Source organism: Bradyrhizobium sp. CCH5-F6, assembly GCF_001556045.1.
In the GTDB taxonomy this organism is placed as follows: Bacteria; Pseudomonadota; Alphaproteobacteria; order Rhizobiales; family Xanthobacteraceae; genus Bradyrhizobium.
Genome location: NZ_LSIC01000017.1, coordinates 30,917 through 45,997, shown reverse-complemented (window position 1 = coordinate 45,997; position 15,081 = coordinate 30,917). Strand labels below are relative to the sequence as shown.

Genomic DNA, 15,081 nt, shown 5'->3' with positions numbered 1-15,081 from the left:
CATATACAATGATGTAAAATACATCATCTTAGGACGAATGCAAGCGCCTCCTCCGTCATTGCGAGCGCAGCGAAGCAATCCAGAATCCCGCCGCGGAAAGACTCTGGATTGCTTCGCTGCGCTCGCAATGACGCTTGGAGAAACCGCAGCCTAAAGGAAGCTCCGCACGCGCGGAGGCAGCCCCTCACCCTGCCCTCTCCCCATGAAGAACGGGGAGAGGGAGAGAGAGGCCGTCACCTCCCTAACCGATCACGCCGCGTGTTGATGCGCGGCGATGATCTGGTCGGCGGCACGGCCGGTGACTTCGGCCATGTGGTCGAACTGGCGGGTGAAGCTGCCGGCGCCGGCAGTGGCCGAGCGCAGCTCGACGATGAGTTCGCCGATCTCGGCTTCCGGCATCATGGCGCGGACGCAGTCCCAGCCGCTCCAGCCGTCGCGGGTGTCGAAGCCGAGGATCTGGCCGCGACGCGCCGACAGGATCGCGTTGATCCTGGCGGTGGCCTCGGTCGGGCAGACGATCTCGACCATGTGGATCGGCTCCAGCAACACCGGTTGGCATTGCGGCAGGCCTTCGTTGAGCCCGATCCGCGCCGCCGTGCGGAAGGCGAGGTCGGAGGAATCGACGCTGTGATAGGAGCCGTCGGTCAGCGTCACCTGCACGTCGGTGACGGGGAAGCCGAGCGGGCCACGCGCCAGCCCGTCGACGACGCCTTCCTCCACCGCCGGGATGTAGTTGCGGGGCACCGCGCCGCCCACCACCTTCTCGGCGAACTTGAAGCCGTCGCCGCGCGGCAGCGGCCTGATGTCGAGCACGACGTCGCCGAACTGGCCGTGGCCGCCGGACTGCTTCTTGTGGCGGCCGCGCTGGACGATCGGCTTGCGAATGGTCTCCTGATAGCCGATCGCGGGCGGATGCGAGGTGACCTTGACGCCGAAGCGGTCGCGCAGCCGTTCGCCGGCGACGCGCAGATGCATCTCGCCCTGCCCCCACAGCACCGTATCGTGGGTCTGGGCGTTCTGCACCACGACCAGCGAGGGATCCTCCTCGTGCAGCCGGGCCATCGCCTGGCCGAGCTTCACGTCGTCCTTGCGATCGGTGGCCGCGATCGAGATCGCGAGCACCGGCGATGTCGGCTCGATTGCAATCAAGGCCGCGAGCGGGGTCTTGCCGTTCGAGACCGTGTCGCCGGTCCTGATCGGATCGAGCTTGGCGAGCGCCACCGTGTCGCCGGCTTCGGCCGACGCGCGCTTGGTGTCATAGGCGCCGTTGACGGCGAGGATGCCGGAGATGCGCCCTGCGCCGCCGGACGACGATTGCAGCGTCGCACCGTCGTCGACTTGGCCGGCGAGCAGCCGCGTCAGCGACAGCTTTCCGCCATGCTGCGAATGCAGCGTCTTGAAGACGTAGCCGATCGCATCCCTGGTCTCGGGCACGCCGAGACGTCTTGCGGTGTCCGCGACGCCCGGCGCCTCGTGGCGCAGCGCCTTCATCAGGCGCAGCACGCCGTTCTCGCGCGCGGCGGCGCCCAGCAGCACGGGACAGATCAACCCTTCGCGCAATTCGCGGGCGAGATCGTCGAATACGGCATCGCGCGGCGGCTGGATGTCTTCGAGCAGTTGCTCCATCAGCGCGTCGTCGTGGTCGGCGAGCTTCTCCAGCATCGAGAAGCGGGCCTCCTTCTCGCGGTCGAGATCGCCGCCTTCGAGCGCGATCACCTCTGAGGCCTTGTGCTCGCGATAGATGAAGGCGCGCTCGAGCGCGAGATCGACGAAGCCCTCGATCAGCTCGCCCTTCCAGATCGGGATCTGGCGCAGCACCAGCGGCACGCGCGAGGCGGGCTGGAGGGTCGCGAGAGTCTCGCGGACGCGCTGGCTGGCGCGGTCGATCTTGTTGAGGAACAGGAAGCGCGGAATCTTCAGCTCCTCCAGCTCGCGCAGGATGATCTGAAGCTGCGGCAGCTTCTTCTCGTCGGCTTCGCACACCACGATTGCGGCGTCGACCGCGGGAAGCGCGGCGCGCATGTCGTGGGCAAACTCGACGGAACCGGGACAATCGAGAAAGGTGTAGCTGTCTCCCATGAAACTCGTGGTCGCGGCAGTCAACCCGACGGTCATCTTGTGATGGCGGGCCTCGGGCGTGGCGTCGCCGACGGAAGTTCCGGCATCCACGCTGCCGGCGCGCGGGATTGCGCCCGTTCGCGCCAGGATTGCTTCGAGAAGTGTCGTTTTACCGCTTTGGAAAGGGCCCACCAGCGCGATGCACCGTGGACCTCGGGGACTTCTGACGTCTTGTCCCATTCGCCGCCTCCTTCTTGTGGAGCTCGGCCCATGATTGGGTCGGCAAACGCAGATGGTCTGCCCGTCCCCAGGATTTGGCAAGCGTCAAACGTCGCTGCGCTGCGTCGTTGCGGTTTCACCTCTCCCGAAGGGAGAGTTGAAGACCGGCGGGGACACCTACCGGCCCGGACGCAGTTCCAGGCTTTCGAGGCCCGCGGCGATGTTGAGGCCGACCTGGCCCTGTACGCTCAGCGGCTGCAGCGCGATCGAATTGTTGGACCCGCCGACCAGCACGTTGCCGCCGAGACCGACGCCGATCGAGGCACTGCCCTGCGCGCCTACGTAATTGCCGGAGAGGTCGCCGGGGCCGAGGCGGTCGACCGGTGCGAACACGCCCCACGCGAGCGCGGTCTCTTGAGTGATGCCGATGTCGAGGCCGACCTTGCGGATCGTCGCGACGTAGCGGTCATCGGGCGAGCCGTCGGCGCGCAGCACGCAGCCGAGATGGGTCACCGATCCCACGATGAAGCCGACACTGGCGCCGCCGCGGCACTCCAGCACGCCGACGCGCGCCATCCGCTGCTGCGCTTCACTGTTCGCGACGGAGGCAAGGAGGCTGACGGCAGTGAGCCCTGCGAGGAGGAATGAACGACGCATGAAATGTCTCCGGCGATGATGATGCGAGCAGAGAGAGCGCCCACCCGTGTTACGTGATGGTCTATGCCACAACAGCCGTGATGGTGCCAGATCGGACACGGCGCAATGATGCAGTGTCGTCCCTTCTCCCCTTGTGGGAGAGGGTGGCGCGCAGCGCCGGATGAGGGGTTCTCTCGGCGAATTCAAGCAAGAGTTGGACTCGTGGAGACGCCCCCTCACCCGTCTCGCCGCTTCGCGGCGATCCACCCTCTCCCACAAGGGGAGAGGGCACACACCGCGTACTCTCGGCTTACCGCAGATTGCCGCAGAAGCGCTGGATGCGTTTGCAGGCGTCTTCGAGGTCCGAGGTCTTGGTCGCATAGGAGATGCGGAACGCAGGCCCAAGGCCGAAGGCCGAACCCTGCACCACGGCAACGCCTTCGGTCTCCAGCAGCTCGGTGACGAACTGCTCGTCGTTCGAGATCACGTTGCCCGACGGCGCTTTCTTGCCGATCGTGCCGGCGCAGGAGGGATAGACGTAGAATGCGCCTTCGGGGCGCGGGCACTCGATGCCATTGGCCTGGTTGAGCATGGAGACCACGAGGTCGCGCCGCTCCTTGAAGACCTTGTTGTTGGCGGGAATGAATTCCTGCGGACCGTTCAGCGCCTCGACCGAGGCCCACTGCGCGATCGAGCACGGATTCGAGGTCGATTGCGACTGGATGGTCGCCATCGCCTTGATGAGATGCGCCGGACCGCCGGCATAGCCGATACGCCAGCCGGTCATGCAATAGGCCTTGGAAACGCCGTTCACGGTGAGCGTGCGGTCGTAGAGGCCGGGCTCGACCTGCGCGACGGTGGTGAACTGGAAGTCGTCGTAGACGAGATGCTCATACATGTCGTCGGTCATCACCCAGACATGGGGATGCTTCATCAGCACGTCGGTGAGCGCTTTCAGTTCCGAACGCGTGTAGGCGGCTCCGGTCGGGTTCGACGGCGAGCACAGGATGACCCATTTGGTCTTCGGCGTGATCGCGCGCTCCAGCGCCTCGGCCTGGAGCTTGAAACCGGTCGCGGCAGTGCAGACCACCGGCACCGGCTCGCCGCCGGCGAGCGCGACCATCTCGGGATAGCTGACCCAATAGGGCGCGGGGATGATCACCTCGTCGCCCGGATTGATGGTCGCCATCAGCGCGTTGTAGAGCACCTGCTTGCCGCCGGTGCCGACGATGATCTGGTTCGGCTTGTAGGCGACGCCGTTCTCGCGCTGAAACTTGGCGATGATGGCTTCCTTCAGCTCGGGGATGCCGTCGACCGCAGTATACTTGGTCTTGCCGGCCTCGATGGCGTGGATCGCCGCCAGCTTGATGTTGGCGGGCGTGTCGAAGTCGGGCTCGCCGGCGCCAAGGCCGATGACGTTGCGCCCCGCCGCTTTCAGCGCGCGTGCTTTATCCGTGACCGCGATGGTCGCGGACGGCTTCACACGGTCGAGCGCGGCGGCAAGGAAGGACATCATCATCTCCTGGCGAGCGTCGTGAAGCCTTTCGCCTCACGACTCTGATTGTGGGAATGAGCCACCCTAAAACGTGCGCCGCTGCGCCGCAAGAAACTTCGGCCCGATCCCGCAAAAGTTTACGGATTCCAGCACTTCGAGGCGCGATCTCCCGCAATATTGGGCAACTTTGCCGCCCAAATCCCTCATATCCGGCAAGGCCTGTCCTCGGAGCAATTTTGCGCATCGGCGTCGGCAGGAGAGACGTCGCCGTCATGGCCGGTCGGCCATGACGATGCGGAAGCATTGGTTCATCCCCCGATCGTCGATACGATGCCCAACTGCTTCACGATCTCGCAGAGCAATGCCTCCCCGCGTTGACGCAAGCGTGAACTGAGTTGCATCGCCGCGCGGAAATCATCTTCCGCAACATTGCAGTGCGGCAGGGTTTTCGAGTTTTTCTATTGGCTGGCTCTTGCGGCGGATTCGCATCGGCATCATTGTTTAGCCGCCTTGCGCGGCAACAAGCCTGCGTCTTCACGTCCTCGGATCCGAACCTCAGAATGTACAAGCTCTATTCGATGCAACGCTCGGGCAACAGCTACAAGGTCCGCCTTGCGCTGGCGCTGCTCAACCTGCCCTACGAAGCGGTGGAGGTGGACATTCTGCGCGGCGAGAGCCGCACGCCGGACTTTCTGAGCAAGAACCCGTCGGGGCAGGTGCCGCTGCTCGAGGTCGGCGAGGACCGCTATCTCGCCGAGTCCAATGCCATCCTCTGGTACGTCGCGGTCGGCACACCGCTCGCGCCGGAGAATCGCATCGATCGCGCCGAGGCGCTGCAATGGATGTTCTTCGAGCAGCACGCGCTCGAGCCGAACATCGGCGCCGCCTATTTCTGGCTGTCGCTGGTCAAGGGCGGCCGCGATCTCCAGACCCATTCGCTGGAGGACTGGATGGAGCGCGGCTATGGCGCGCTCCAGGTGATGGAGAACCATCTCAAGACCAACGCCTATTTCGCCGCGCGCCAGCTGACGGTCGCCGACATCGCGCTGTACGGCTACACCCACCTTGCCGACCGCTGCGACTTCGATCTTTCAACCTTTCCTGCCATCCGGGACTGGCTGAAGCGGGTTGAGGCCGCGCCCGGCTTCGTGTCGATGGACTGGTGCCCTGCCGATATCTCCGACCCCGCCAGCATCGCGGCCGGCGCCTGACGGCGACCCCGCTCCGTCGAATAGCGGGCATAAGGGACGCTGCTGCCGCAATCTCGCCGTTTTTGGCGCGACCGCCGCCGCAATATTGCCGGTTGCAACGGTGAAATTGCGGGAGGTCGCGGGTGATTCGCTCGCGCGTTGAAGGATTTAGACCATGATGCGGGCGTCCGGCACGGCAGGCTTTCAGAGCCCATCCGCTACCGTCGCGTCTTCCCGGCTCACCCATGCGGTCGCGGCCTCGCTCGCCGTCGCCGCGCTTTCGCTGTGCGTGATCGTCACCCTGACGGTGCTGTCGACCAAGGCGACCATGGCGATGGGCCTGCCGGTCTGATTCCCGTTTCATCCTGGACCTGCCTTCAGGGCGCCGTGCGGCCCGCGCCGACCGGCATCGCGACAGGACGTCGATGAAATCACCTGTGGTCGTCGTTGCAATCACCCTGACCGCGGCCATCCTGGTCGCAGCGTCGCTGCTGATCATCGTCGGTACGCGCAAGGGCGTGGGGACGTCGACGCTGAATGGGCCCGCAATGCAACAGCGCGTCAAGCACGCGCACATGGTCTAAAATCATCCGAAAGCTTTAGGCTTGTACGCAAGCGCGCCTTAAGCACGCCGCACGAAATCGCGTCGGGATCGCGAAACAATCAGTCAGTGTTGCGACCTTACCTCGTTCGGGAGGAGCGAGACTGGTCCATGCGTTTCGGATGGCGTGCGATCTCCGGTCCGGCGCTGACGGCAGCGACCCTGTTGCTGGCGATGCTGTTCGATCGCTTTGTCCCTACTCCCTCGCCCGCGCCGCTGTTCATCTGCATCGTGGCTCTCGCCGGCGCGCTCGCGGGTCTCGCCTCCGCCATGACCACCGCGGTTCTCGCGGTGATCGGCGCGGCACTGTTCTTCCTCAACCATCACGGCGTGTCCGGCTATGGACCCGCCGATCTGGTCCGGCTCGGCCTCCTTGCCATCACGGCTGCCGGCACCGCCGGCATCACCGGCCTGATGCGCCAGAGGCTGCTCGACACGTTCGCGGCCGAGCGGAAGAGCCACGCCACGGCCGCGCGGCTGTCGGCCGCGCTCGACCAGGTCGATATCGGTATCGTGCTGCTCGATGCCGAGACCCGGGCCGAATTCATCAACCGCGCGTTCCGCAGTTACTTCGCAGTGCCGGACGTGATCGCCGACGGCAAGCCGCCCTTCATCGCGCTGATGTATCACGGCCGAGACACCGGCGCGTTCGAGCTGCCGGAGGACGAGCTCGGCACCTTCATCGCGCAGCGCATGGAGATGGTGCGGCTCGGCGATGCCACGCCGATCAACATCAAACTGCGCAACGGCGAGGTGCTGCGCTTCGTTTGCACCGCGCTGCCCGACGGCGGGCGGATGCTGAGCTACACGCCGGTGACCGACCTCGTGCGCCACACCGATGCGCCCTCACGCGCCGACTACTACCGCTCACTGCGCGACCCCACGGCCGGCCGGCTGATCCGGACCTTGCGCGTCGCCGAGTAGAGCATGATCTTGTCCGGATTGGCCGCCAGGTTGCTCGACGACGCAATCATCACGTATGAAGGGTGCTTCATCGGCTTCGGAAGCTCACATGTCCCTCACCATTCGCGCCGTCACCAGGCAGGACTACGATCAATGGCTGCCGCTGTGGGACGGCTACAACGCCTTCTACGGCCGCTCCGGTCCGACCGCGCTCGCGCCCGAGATCACGCGCATGACGTGGCAGCGCTTCTTCGACGCCTATGAGCCGATGCACGCGCTGGTCGCCGAGGACGAAGGCCGCTTGCTCGGCCTGACGCACTATCTTTTTCATCGCAGCACCACCGCGATCGAACCATCCTGCTATTTGCAGGATCTGTTCACGCTCGAGGCGGCGCGCGGCAAGGGTGTCGCCTCGGCGCTGATCCATGGCGTCTACGAGCGGGCAAGGCTGGCGGGATCGCCGCGCGTCTACTGGCAGACGCATGAGACCAATCTCACGGCACAGCGCCTATACGACAAGGTCGCCGAGCGGTCCGGCTTCATCGTCTATCGCAAGATCTTCTGAGCCCCTGCGCCGGGAGCCCTGTGGATAACTCCGCCTGTCACCCGCGCGTAACATAGCAAGGCTAGGTTGCACCTGCGTCTGGTCAGGCCCCCCGTCACCGATCAAGCGCTCCAAAGCGGTCCCCGTCAGTCGCCGCGTCTGACAGGGACCGCATTTTTTTGTGTTGGCCGCGTCACTTCGCGCCGCGCCCGACCGTCTGCACCACCTCGAAGCCCTCGAACTGGGGATGGCCGAGATAAAGCGGCTTGTTGTCACCCGCCTTGTGATGCGCCGCGCGAAACGCCTCCGACTTGGTCCAGGCCTCGAACGCCGCGTGGTTCGCCCACACGGTGTGGGAGGCGTAGAGCGTGTGGTCCTCGAGTTCGGGGCCCCTCAGCAGATGGAATTCGACGAAGCCCGGCACCTTGTCGAGATGGGTGTCGCGCGTGAGCCAGACCTGCTCGAAAGCGGCCTCGGAGCCCTTGGCGACGCGGAAGCGATTCATGGCGATGTACATGGGTGGTCTCTCCTGATGCTCCGCCCATCATGTCGTCATTCCGGGATGCGCCGCAAGGCGCAGGCCCGGAATCCATTTCGCCACGGAACTGGTCGATAAATGGATTCCGGGTTCGCGCTTCCGCCTTCGCTCTTCGAGCTTCGGCGGACAAGCCGCGCGCCCCGGAATGACGGCCTAGACAACCAGCCCCTTCATCAGCCTTGCGCTTGCGCTATCCGGAAACACCGTCTCCGCCAGCACGCGATCGGACAGGCCGAACTGGTCCTGCAGCACGCCCTTGATCACGGAGCGCAGATCTGTCGTCGGCTTGAGGTCGCGCCCTTCATGGAGGTTGGCGAGCTTGAGGCCCGGCCAGTCGGCGATGACGCGGCCGCCCTTCACCGCGCCGCCGGCGAGCAGCGCGACCGTTCCCGTGCCGTGATCGGTGCCCTCGGTGCCGTTGATGCGCGCGGTGCGGCCGAACTCGGTGGCGACGACGACGACGGTGTCGCGCCAGCGCGCGCCGAGCCCGCTCTCGAATTCGGATAGCGCGCCGTCGAGCCCGCCGAGCAGGAAGGCGAGCCGCCCCACGGGACCACCTTCATTGGCGTGCGTGTCCCAGCCGTCGAAGGCGAGCGCGGCGATGCGCGGGCCGTCATCGGCCGCCATCAGTTTTGCCGCGCCGCGCGCGACCTGCCGCATCTGAGCGACGGCGTTGCCGCCTTTCGGCTTCATGTCATCGCCGGCTGCGACCTTGTCGAGCTGAAGACCTTGCGACAACGCAGTCGCTAGCGCGGGATCGCGATGGCGATAGAGCTCGACGAGGCGCATCGCAGTGTCCTCGTCGGCCTGCGGCAGGGCGACCGGCGCCCAGCCAACAGTCGGCGCATTGCCGCGCAGCACCAGCGGCGTGGTCGGCCCGACGGCTAGACCGCTCGATACCCGCTCGCCGCGCGGCAGCGCTTCCAGCGCGCGGTTGAGCCAGCCGGACTGCACGCGGCCCGGGCCGGCATAGCCGCTTTCGAGCACGTCCTGGCCGTCGAAATGCGAGCGGTCGCGATAGGGCGTCGCCACCGCATGAATCACTGCGGCATGGCTGTCGCGATACATGCGCGCAAATTCCGGCATCGCCGGATGCAATGCGAAGAACGAGTCGAGCATGATCGCGGGATGCGCACCATCCGCGGCGAGCGCGATCGAGCCGTGCAGGCCCGCATAGTCAGGATCGCCTATGGGCGCAACGGTGGAGAGCCCGTCCAGCGCGCCGCGCAGGATCACCACGACCAGGCGCGGATCGCGCCCCTCGGCCGCGCGCGCGAATTTCGGCAAGTAAGCCCAGGCGGCAAAGGACGCGCCGCCGAGCAGGAGGCCGCGACGCGAGGTGAGGAGCCGGTTCTCGACGCAGTCGATCATCATCACCTCCGCTGCATTTCCGGCGACATCAACAGCAGAGACAGCGCCTGCTGCCGCGATTCCGCGCGTTCGATGGTCCGCCGCGTCTCGATGGACGCCGCATCCGCCGCGGCGAATTCCAGAAGGTCGAGCGGATCGATGTTGTTGCCGAGCCGCGCGCCGATTTGCGCCGCGATATCGAGCCTGAGCTTGATACCTTCAGGCGCGGCCCAGGCGGCATTGCTGTCGGGAAAGCCGTTGGGGCCGGGCGGCGACCAGAGCGGCTGCCCAAGCAGATTGAGGCCGTTGAGATAGCGGCTGGGATCCTCCGGCACACGCGCGAGCAGCCGACCGCTCGCGACCAGGAATTCGTAGGGCGAGCGCATCTTGGTGAGTGGTGCCGTCCACGCCTCGTCGGAATCGACCAGCGCGGTCGCGAGCGCCTTGAGGTCGCCGTCGGACTTGACGAAGACATCGCGCAGGCGCGCGACGAGCGCCGGCGGCGGATCGTCTGCGACGAAGTGACGAACGAATTTGGTGGCGATGAAATTCGCGGTCGACGGATGGCGCGCGAGGTCGGCGAGCGCGGCTTCGCCCTGCGCAAGGCCGACCGGCTCATAGGTCTTGCCGAGCAGAACCTGCGGCCCCGGCTGATGGGCGTTGACGTTGAAGACGAAGGAGCCGGGGGTGCCGAGCTGCCCCTGCCGCCCGGCGAAGGTCCAGCCGGTGATGATGCGCGCGAGCGAGGTGACATCCTCCTGCGTGTAGCCGCCGCCGACGCCGAGCGTATGCAGCTCCATGATCTCGCGCGCGAGATTCTCGTTCAGCCCGCGCTTGCGGTTTTGCCCCGCGCGCGAATCCGGACCGAGCGATTGCTGGTTGTCGAGGAAGAACAGCATTGCCGGATGCTGCTCGACCGCCTTCAGCATGTCGGCGAAGCGCCCGAGCACATGCGGCCGGATCGCCTCGCGCTCGAATGCACCCGCCCAGATCCGCGCCAGCTCGCCCTTGCTGGCGGAGATGCAGAAATGGTTGGACCAGAACGCGACGAGGCGCTCGGTGAAGCCGCATTCGGCCAGCGTCGCGCGCTGCAAGCGCGCCAGCGCCTCGGTGCGAAAGGTCTTCTGGATGACGTTGAGCGGCTGCGGCGCGGGCTTTGCGGCGGGCGGCGCGTTCGCTTGCATCCTGTCGGACCTGGCGGTGGTCTCGCCGGGCTTTGCAGCCGCCATCTGGCCGGCGATGTCCGCCGCGGCGTTCAGCGACAGATTGCGGCGCAGCCCCGGCTTTTGATCAGCCGGCGCCTGTGTGGGCGGTGCTTCAGCAGGCGCGGCGGCCTTCGCAGCCTCGCGGGCCTGCTTGACCTGGTCCTGATAGGCAAACACCGCCTGCCCAAGCTGCGGCGTCGATTGCAGGCCCGGCGCTTCCAGCAGCACGCCGTTCGCGCGCGCGAGCTCCGCCTTCACGAAGCCGCGCGGATCGGAGGCCGCGTTGATGAGATCGCCGGATGCGCCGCCGCGGGCGCCGAAGCCGAAGCGGTTGAGCGCGACGAGGGCGGCTTGCGAATCGCGGGCCATCGATCTGTCCTTCGCGCCTTGCCAACCGCTTTCCTGATACGTGCGCAGCGCTTACTATACCGCAGCGGCAGATGAACCCGACATGAAAATGACGGCGAAACCTTTGCGTAAATCATGACAAATCCGAAAGAATCCCTGACGCAGGAACCACGCCGCCTCGTCTGCGCGCGTTGCGGCACCGAGTTCGGCTGCGATCTCTCGGGCACGTGCTGGTGCGCGGAGGAAACGGCAAAACTGCCGATGCCGGTCAAGGGCGAGGACTGCCTGTGCCGCGAATGCTTGCGCAAGGCTGCGGAGGCAGCCCGTAGCCCGGATGGAGCGCAAGCGTAATCCGGGAATCCTTCCACAGGCACGGGCCCCGGATTTCGCTGCGCTCCATCCGGGCTACGAAGTTTACACCTCAAACCCCGGCGATGTCCGCGCCATGCCGTCGAACGCGTCGAGCAGTCTTTCGCGCCAAGCATAGACCGGATCGTCCGCCTCCAGCAGCTTGAACGGACTGACCACCCGCGCCCACTGAAAACCTCCGAACACGATGTAGTCTGCGTAGTTCGGCGCGTTGCCGCCGAGATAGGGCTGCTTCTTCAAGGTCTGCCGCATCACCTCCAGCGACTTGCGGAACGCGATCACGCCGGTGTCGCGGCTTGCCATCACCTCTTCCAGGCTCTTGCCGCCGAAGCGCGCCTCGCGCGACTGGCGGAAATAGGCGGCGTCGACTTCGGCCAGATTGTTCGGGATGTCGGCGACGATCAGCGGAAAGATGCCGCCGACGATGGCGATGTCGCCCCATGCATTGATCATGCGCGCCATGGCGCGGCCGCCCTCGCCGCCGAACAATGACGGATGATCCGGAAAACTGTCTTCCAGATAATTGGCGATCGTCCAGGATTCGACCACCGCCTTGTCGTCATGCAGCAGCACCGGCACCTTCTCCGAGCCGTGCGGCGCGATCGCGCTCTTCTCGGTGAAACGCCAGGGCAGCGACTGCGCCGACAATCCCTTGTGCGCCAGAGCCATCCGCGTGCGCCAGCAGAACGGGCTGAACGGCCGCTCGGCGTCGGTGCCGACGAGCTCGAAGAGTTTGAGTGACATGAGCTCCCTCCACATGCTCCGTCATTGCGAGGAGCCCTTGCGACGAAGCAATCCAGACTGCCGCCGCGGCGACATTCTGGATTGCTTCGCTGGCGCTCGCAATGACGATGTGGAGACGGCAGTGCGAGTCACCGCCCGTTGCTTCGCAGCAGCCGCTCGCCGCCCTCCGTCACCGCGATGACCATCCCGATTCCGGGCACCGTCTCGCGCGCGACGTAACCGCGGTCCGCGGCGTCCTCCCAGATGGTGAGGCGCGGGCACGAGGTTTTCCAGGTCGCGATCACCTCGGCATAGGCGCGCGGCTCGCGCGCGACCCATTCGACGAAGTCCAGCACCAGCGGATCGGCATTACGGTTCATTGCAAACCTCCCTTGTCGAGGGCGGCCAGCACTGGCGTGCGAAGCATGAGCCAGCCGCCATAGGCAATGTAGTAGCAGGCGATGGCGGTGATCAGCTTGTTCGACCAGGCCACGAACTGCTGATCGGTCATGGCTTCGAGGATGCGCCGTGCCAGCGTGGTGCCGAGCATGGAGGCGAGAATCGCAACAGCTGCGAGCACGGGGTCGAGGCTCGCGGCCTGGTCGATGATGCCGCCGAAATAGACCAGCTTGGTGAAATGGCTGACGAGCTGGCACATCGCCTTGGTCGCGACCTTCTCGCGCCGGCCGAAATCGCCGCCGAGGAAGAAGGTGTCGAGCAGCGGGCCGGAGACGCCGGTCATCAGCATCAGGCCCATGCAGATCGTGCCATAGACCGTGCCCTGCCAGAGACGGTCGGGATCGGGCTTGATGTTCGTCGGCAAGAGCCGCGCCATGAACGGCGTGGCTCCCAACATCAGCAGCGCCACCGGCTTGTCCGGCACGTAGCGGGTGAGCGACCAGGCCGCGAGCGCGACCGCAGCGCCGACCATATAGTTCGCGACCGGCCGCCAGCGGATATGCGCGCGCCACAGGAACGCGCGCCAGCCGTTCGAGGCCATCTGCGTGATCGCGTGCAGCACCATCGCTGTCGGCAGCGGCATCAGGGCCAGCAGCACGCCGATCAGGATCAGCCCGCCCGCCATGCCGAACAGCCCCGACAGGAACGCGGTGGCGACCATCAGCAATCCGAGGGCCGCGATCATGATGGGCGTCACGAGCAAAATCTCCGTGGTGCATGTAAGGGACGTGAGCTGCTCATTCCCCCTTGTCCCGCTTGCGGGGAGAGGCGAAGAGGCCGCGCCCGCGCTCCAACAAATCAGCAGGAATTGCGCTCATTCTAGTGCCTTGCTTGCCCCCTCTCCGCAAACTGAGTTATCTTGCCCTGGCATCAGCTTTCCTGAGGGTCGGTCATTTGCGGCGGTTGCTGTTTCTCAACGGCATCAAGGCGTTCGAGGCGGCGGCGCGGACCGGCAGCTTTGCTGCGGCCGGCCTGGAGCTGAGCGTGTCCGCGGCCGCGGTCAGCCGCATGGTGCATCTGCTCGAGGAGCGGCTCGGCGTCGCGTTGTTCGAGCGCAAGGCCAACCGCCTGGTGCTGACGCAGGCCGGCCGCGCCTATCAGAGCGGGCTGACCCCGATCTTCGACGCGCTGGCGAGCCTGACCGCGCAGGTGACGGCGCCCTCGAGCGTGCGCGTGCTCACCATCGGCGTCGGCCACACCTTCGCGATGCGCTGGCTGATCCCGCGCCTGTCGGAGTTCCGCAGCGAGGAGCCCGACATCGAGGTGCGCTTCACCACCGGCGGCGCGTCGGTGCCGTTCGGCGAGGACTGGAGCTGCGGCATCAAGCTCGGCACCGGCGACTGGCCTGGCCTCGTCGCCGAGCCGCTGTTTGCCGGCGACCTCACCCCCGTTTGCGTGCCCCGCCTCGCGGGCGGCCTGAAGCGCCCGGCCGACCTGAAGGGTCCGAGCCTGATCCGGGTCGCGCACTCCGCCGAGGACTGGCCGATCTGGCTGAGGGCCGCGGGCGTTGCGCGGATCAACGCGCGCGGGCCCGAGTTCCAGTTCTACGGCCAGGCCTTGCAGGCCGCCGCCGACGGGCTCGGCATCGCCATGGGCATCCGCCCCTATATCGACGACGATCTCGCTGCCGGCCGCCTGGTCGCGCCGTTCGACCTCTCGGTGCCCAAGGGCATGCGCTGGTACCTGCTCTATCGCAGCTTCCAGACCGAGCAGCGCGACTTTGCCGCGTTCCGCCGCTGGATCATGCGCGCGGCCTCGGAACCCGCCGCCCGCCCCCGGCGGATCGGCCGCGCCGGCGCGCGGACCTGAAGCCTTTTCGATAAGCTTGGGCAAAAAAGCCGCATCGCTTGTGAACGGCTTCACATTCTGAAATGCGCAAATGTGGTCCCCTGACTCTCCGAGAAGAAACGTGGGACCTACACTCATGACGACCCTTTACGACGGCTTTGACATCGAATCCTTCGAAGCTGGCAAGGGGCTGTGGCACGCGCGGATCCGGCGTGCCGATTTCAGCCCGGTGGCCATCGACGGCGTGCTGTTTCCTGCCATGGAAGTCGGCTTCGCCTGGCCCGATCGCGATGCCGCGATTGCCGACGCCAAGCACCACATCGATCGCTTCCGCCGACGGACCGACAGCGACGACGAATGAGGCGATCCGCGGACTGACCAGGGGCAAGGCGGCGCAGAGGGGGGAAACATGTCTACCATCGAAATCGACGGGCTGCGGCCGCGGATCTATGCCCGCGCCGTGCTGTCCAATTGCCCGGAATGCGACGGCGATCTCGCGGTTCTCCGCGTGATCCCCGGTCGCGCCGGATGCGAGTACTGGGCCATGCGCTGCACTGGCTGCGGCGGCATCCATCTCGACATCCTCGAGCCGCATGTCACGGCCGAGGACGACGGCGGGCCGCTGCCGGCGGCGTGAGATCCCGCCTGCTGCCAA

At 66.1% G+C, this 15,081-nt stretch carries 18 protein-coding genes; 9 read left to right on the top strand and 9 right to left on the bottom strand.

Annotated features, from left to right (window positions below; all coding sequences use genetic code 11):
* Positions 1-249: 249 nt before the first annotated feature.
* The 3 genes from AX729_RS03555 to AX729_RS03545 all read right to left on the bottom strand — a co-directional run bounded on the left by AX729_RS03555 (position 250) and on the right by AX729_RS03545 (position 4,426).
* Entirely contained in the window at positions 250-2,298 is a 2,049-nt protein-coding gene (locus AX729_RS03555) for an elongation factor G (protein WP_061020521.1), read from the bottom strand.
* 156 nt (positions 2,299-2,454) lie between these two features.
* A complete protein-coding gene (locus AX729_RS03550) occupies positions 2,455-2,934 on the bottom strand; it encodes a DUF992 domain-containing protein (protein ID WP_061020520.1) in 480 nt (159 codons plus the stop codon).
* Positions 2,935-3,223: 289 nt separating this feature from the next.
* Positions 3,224-4,426, bottom strand: a complete 1,203-nt coding sequence (locus tag AX729_RS03545) for a pyridoxal phosphate-dependent aminotransferase (RefSeq protein WP_061020561.1) — start codon at positions 4,424-4,426, stop codon at positions 3,224-3,226.
* Positions 4,427-4,968: 542 nt separating this feature from the next.
* On the opposite strand from AX729_RS03545, the gene AX729_RS03540 reads away from it, so the two are divergent.
* The 5 genes from AX729_RS03540 (at position 4,969) to AX729_RS03525 (ending at position 7,667) form a co-directional block, all read left to right on the top strand.
* Positions 4,969-5,619, top strand: a complete 651-nt coding sequence (locus AX729_RS03540) for a glutathione S-transferase family protein (protein WP_061020519.1) — start codon at positions 4,969-4,971, stop codon at positions 5,617-5,619.
* A gap of 154 nt (positions 5,620-5,773) precedes the next feature.
* On the top strand, positions 5,774-5,950 hold the full coding sequence (locus AX729_RS40360) for a hypothetical protein (protein WP_197433528.1): 177 nt from the start codon (positions 5,774-5,776) through the stop codon (positions 5,948-5,950).
* A 73-nt stretch (positions 5,951-6,023) separates the two neighbouring features.
* Positions 6,024-6,182 carry a hypothetical protein gene (locus AX729_RS39375; RefSeq protein WP_061020518.1) on the top strand — a complete coding sequence of 53 codons (159 nt, stop codon included), beginning with the start codon at positions 6,024-6,026 and terminating at the stop codon, positions 6,180-6,182.
* Between the two features lie 128 nt (positions 6,183-6,310).
* Positions 6,311-7,123 carry a PAS-domain containing protein gene (locus AX729_RS03530; RefSeq protein WP_061020517.1) on the top strand — a complete coding sequence of 271 codons (813 nt, stop codon included), beginning with the start codon at positions 6,311-6,313 and terminating at the stop codon, positions 7,121-7,123.
* A gap of 88 nt (positions 7,124-7,211) precedes the next feature.
* Positions 7,212-7,667, top strand: coding sequence for a GNAT family N-acetyltransferase (locus tag AX729_RS03525; protein WP_061020516.1), 456 nt, complete (start codon positions 7,212-7,214; stop codon positions 7,665-7,667).
* A 172-nt stretch (positions 7,668-7,839) separates the two neighbouring features.
* On the opposite strand, the gene hmuQ is transcribed toward AX729_RS03525, so the two are convergent.
* From hmuQ to AX729_RS03510, 3 genes are all read right to left on the bottom strand, one after another.
* Positions 7,840-8,163 (bottom strand): heme-degrading protein HmuQ, encoded by a 324-nt coding sequence (gene hmuQ, locus AX729_RS03520; protein WP_061020515.1) that lies wholly within the window; start codon positions 8,161-8,163, stop codon positions 7,840-7,842.
* A 174-nt stretch (positions 8,164-8,337) separates the two neighbouring features.
* Positions 8,338-9,555: a DUF1501 domain-containing protein gene (locus AX729_RS03515; RefSeq protein WP_061020560.1), complete on the bottom strand. Its 1,218-nt coding sequence runs from the start codon at positions 9,553-9,555 to the stop codon at positions 8,338-8,340.
* Positions 9,556-9,557: 2 nt separating this feature from the next.
* The gene (locus AX729_RS03510) at positions 9,558-11,108 is read right to left on the bottom strand and encodes a DUF1800 domain-containing protein (RefSeq protein ID WP_061020514.1); all 1,551 of its coding nucleotides are present in this window, start codon (positions 11,106-11,108) and stop codon (positions 9,558-9,560) included.
* A 114-nt stretch (positions 11,109-11,222) separates the two neighbouring features.
* Here AX729_RS03510 and AX729_RS40990 point away from each other — a divergent pair, with 114 nt between their 5' ends.
* Positions 11,223-11,438: a cysteine-rich CWC family protein gene (locus AX729_RS40990; protein ID WP_061020513.1), complete on the top strand. Its 216-nt coding sequence runs from the start codon at positions 11,223-11,225 to the stop codon at positions 11,436-11,438.
* Between the two features lie 63 nt (positions 11,439-11,501).
* Here the strand turns inward: AX729_RS40990 and AX729_RS03500 are convergent, their stop codons facing one another.
* From AX729_RS03500 to AX729_RS03490, 3 genes are all read right to left on the bottom strand, one after another.
* Positions 11,502-12,200 (bottom strand): glutathione S-transferase family protein, encoded by a 699-nt coding sequence (locus tag AX729_RS03500; RefSeq protein ID WP_061020512.1) that lies wholly within the window; start codon positions 12,198-12,200, stop codon positions 11,502-11,504.
* A 128-nt stretch (positions 12,201-12,328) separates the two neighbouring features.
* Positions 12,329-12,559 (bottom strand): hypothetical protein, encoded by a 231-nt coding sequence (locus AX729_RS03495; RefSeq protein WP_061020511.1) that lies wholly within the window; start codon positions 12,557-12,559, stop codon positions 12,329-12,331.
* Complete coding sequence (locus AX729_RS03490; RefSeq protein WP_061020559.1) at positions 12,556-13,335, bottom strand: sulfite exporter TauE/SafE family protein; 780 nt, start codon at positions 13,333-13,335, stop codon at positions 12,556-12,558. The genes AX729_RS03495 and AX729_RS03490 overlap by 4 nt, the downstream gene beginning before the upstream one ends.
* A 197-nt stretch (positions 13,336-13,532) precedes the next feature.
* Between AX729_RS03490 and AX729_RS03485 the strand changes: the two genes are divergently transcribed.
* The 3 genes from AX729_RS03485 (at position 13,533) to AX729_RS03475 (ending at position 15,063) form a co-directional block, all read left to right on the top strand.
* Complete coding sequence (locus AX729_RS03485; protein ID WP_061020510.1) at positions 13,533-14,447, top strand: LysR substrate-binding domain-containing protein; 915 nt, start codon at positions 13,533-13,535, stop codon at positions 14,445-14,447.
* A gap of 115 nt (positions 14,448-14,562) precedes the next feature.
* Positions 14,563-14,787: a hypothetical protein gene (locus tag AX729_RS03480; protein WP_061020509.1), complete on the top strand. Its 225-nt coding sequence runs from the start codon at positions 14,563-14,565 to the stop codon at positions 14,785-14,787.
* A gap of 48 nt (positions 14,788-14,835) precedes the next feature.
* Positions 14,836-15,063 carry a hypothetical protein gene (locus AX729_RS03475; protein ID WP_061020508.1) on the top strand — a complete coding sequence of 76 codons (228 nt, stop codon included), beginning with the start codon at positions 14,836-14,838 and terminating at the stop codon, positions 15,061-15,063.
* Positions 15,064-15,081: the final 18 nt, after the last annotated feature.

Excerpts from the sequence above, each read along its gene's own strand:
- hmuQ (WP_061020515.1), bottom strand. The coding sequence starts at position 8,163 with ATGTACATCGCCATGAATCGCTTCCGCGTCGCCAAGGGCTCCGAGGCC.
- AX729_RS03545 (WP_061020561.1), bottom strand. The coding sequence starts at position 4,426 with ATGTCCTTCCTTGCCGCCGCGCTCGACCGTGTGAAGCCGTCCGCGACC.
- AX729_RS03540 (WP_061020519.1), top strand. The coding sequence starts at position 4,969 with ATGTACAAGCTCTATTCGATGCAACGCTCGGGCAACAGCTACAAGGTC.
- AX729_RS03495 (WP_061020511.1), bottom strand. The coding sequence starts at position 12,559 with ATGAACCGTAATGCCGATCCGCTGGTGCTGGACTTCGTCGAATGGGTC.
- AX729_RS40990 (WP_061020513.1), top strand. The coding sequence starts at position 11,223 with ATGACAAATCCGAAAGAATCCCTGACGCAGGAACCACGCCGCCTCGTC.
- AX729_RS03550 (WP_061020520.1), bottom strand. The coding sequence starts at position 2,934 with ATGCGTCGTTCATTCCTCCTCGCAGGGCTCACTGCCGTCAGCCTCCTT.
- AX729_RS03480 (WP_061020509.1), top strand. The coding sequence starts at position 14,563 with ATGACGACCCTTTACGACGGCTTTGACATCGAATCCTTCGAAGCTGGC.
- AX729_RS03525 (WP_061020516.1), top strand. The coding sequence starts at position 7,212 with ATGTCCCTCACCATTCGCGCCGTCACCAGGCAGGACTACGATCAATGG.
- AX729_RS40360 (WP_197433528.1), top strand. The coding sequence starts at position 5,774 with ATGATGCGGGCGTCCGGCACGGCAGGCTTTCAGAGCCCATCCGCTACC.
- AX729_RS03530 (WP_061020517.1), top strand. The coding sequence starts at position 6,311 with ATGCGTTTCGGATGGCGTGCGATCTCCGGTCCGGCGCTGACGGCAGCG.
- AX729_RS03510 (WP_061020514.1), bottom strand. The coding sequence starts at position 11,108 with ATGGCCCGCGATTCGCAAGCCGCCCTCGTCGCGCTCAACCGCTTCGGC.
- AX729_RS03500 (WP_061020512.1), bottom strand. The coding sequence starts at position 12,200 with ATGTCACTCAAACTCTTCGAGCTCGTCGGCACCGACGCCGAGCGGCCG.
- AX729_RS03475 (WP_061020508.1), top strand. The coding sequence starts at position 14,836 with ATGTCTACCATCGAAATCGACGGGCTGCGGCCGCGGATCTATGCCCGC.
- AX729_RS03555 (WP_061020521.1), bottom strand. The coding sequence starts at position 2,298 with ATGGGACAAGACGTCAGAAGTCCCCGAGGTCCACGGTGCATCGCGCTG.
- AX729_RS03515 (WP_061020560.1), bottom strand. The coding sequence starts at position 9,555 with ATGATCGACTGCGTCGAGAACCGGCTCCTCACCTCGCGTCGCGGCCTC.
- AX729_RS39375 (WP_061020518.1), top strand. The coding sequence starts at position 6,024 with ATGAAATCACCTGTGGTCGTCGTTGCAATCACCCTGACCGCGGCCATC.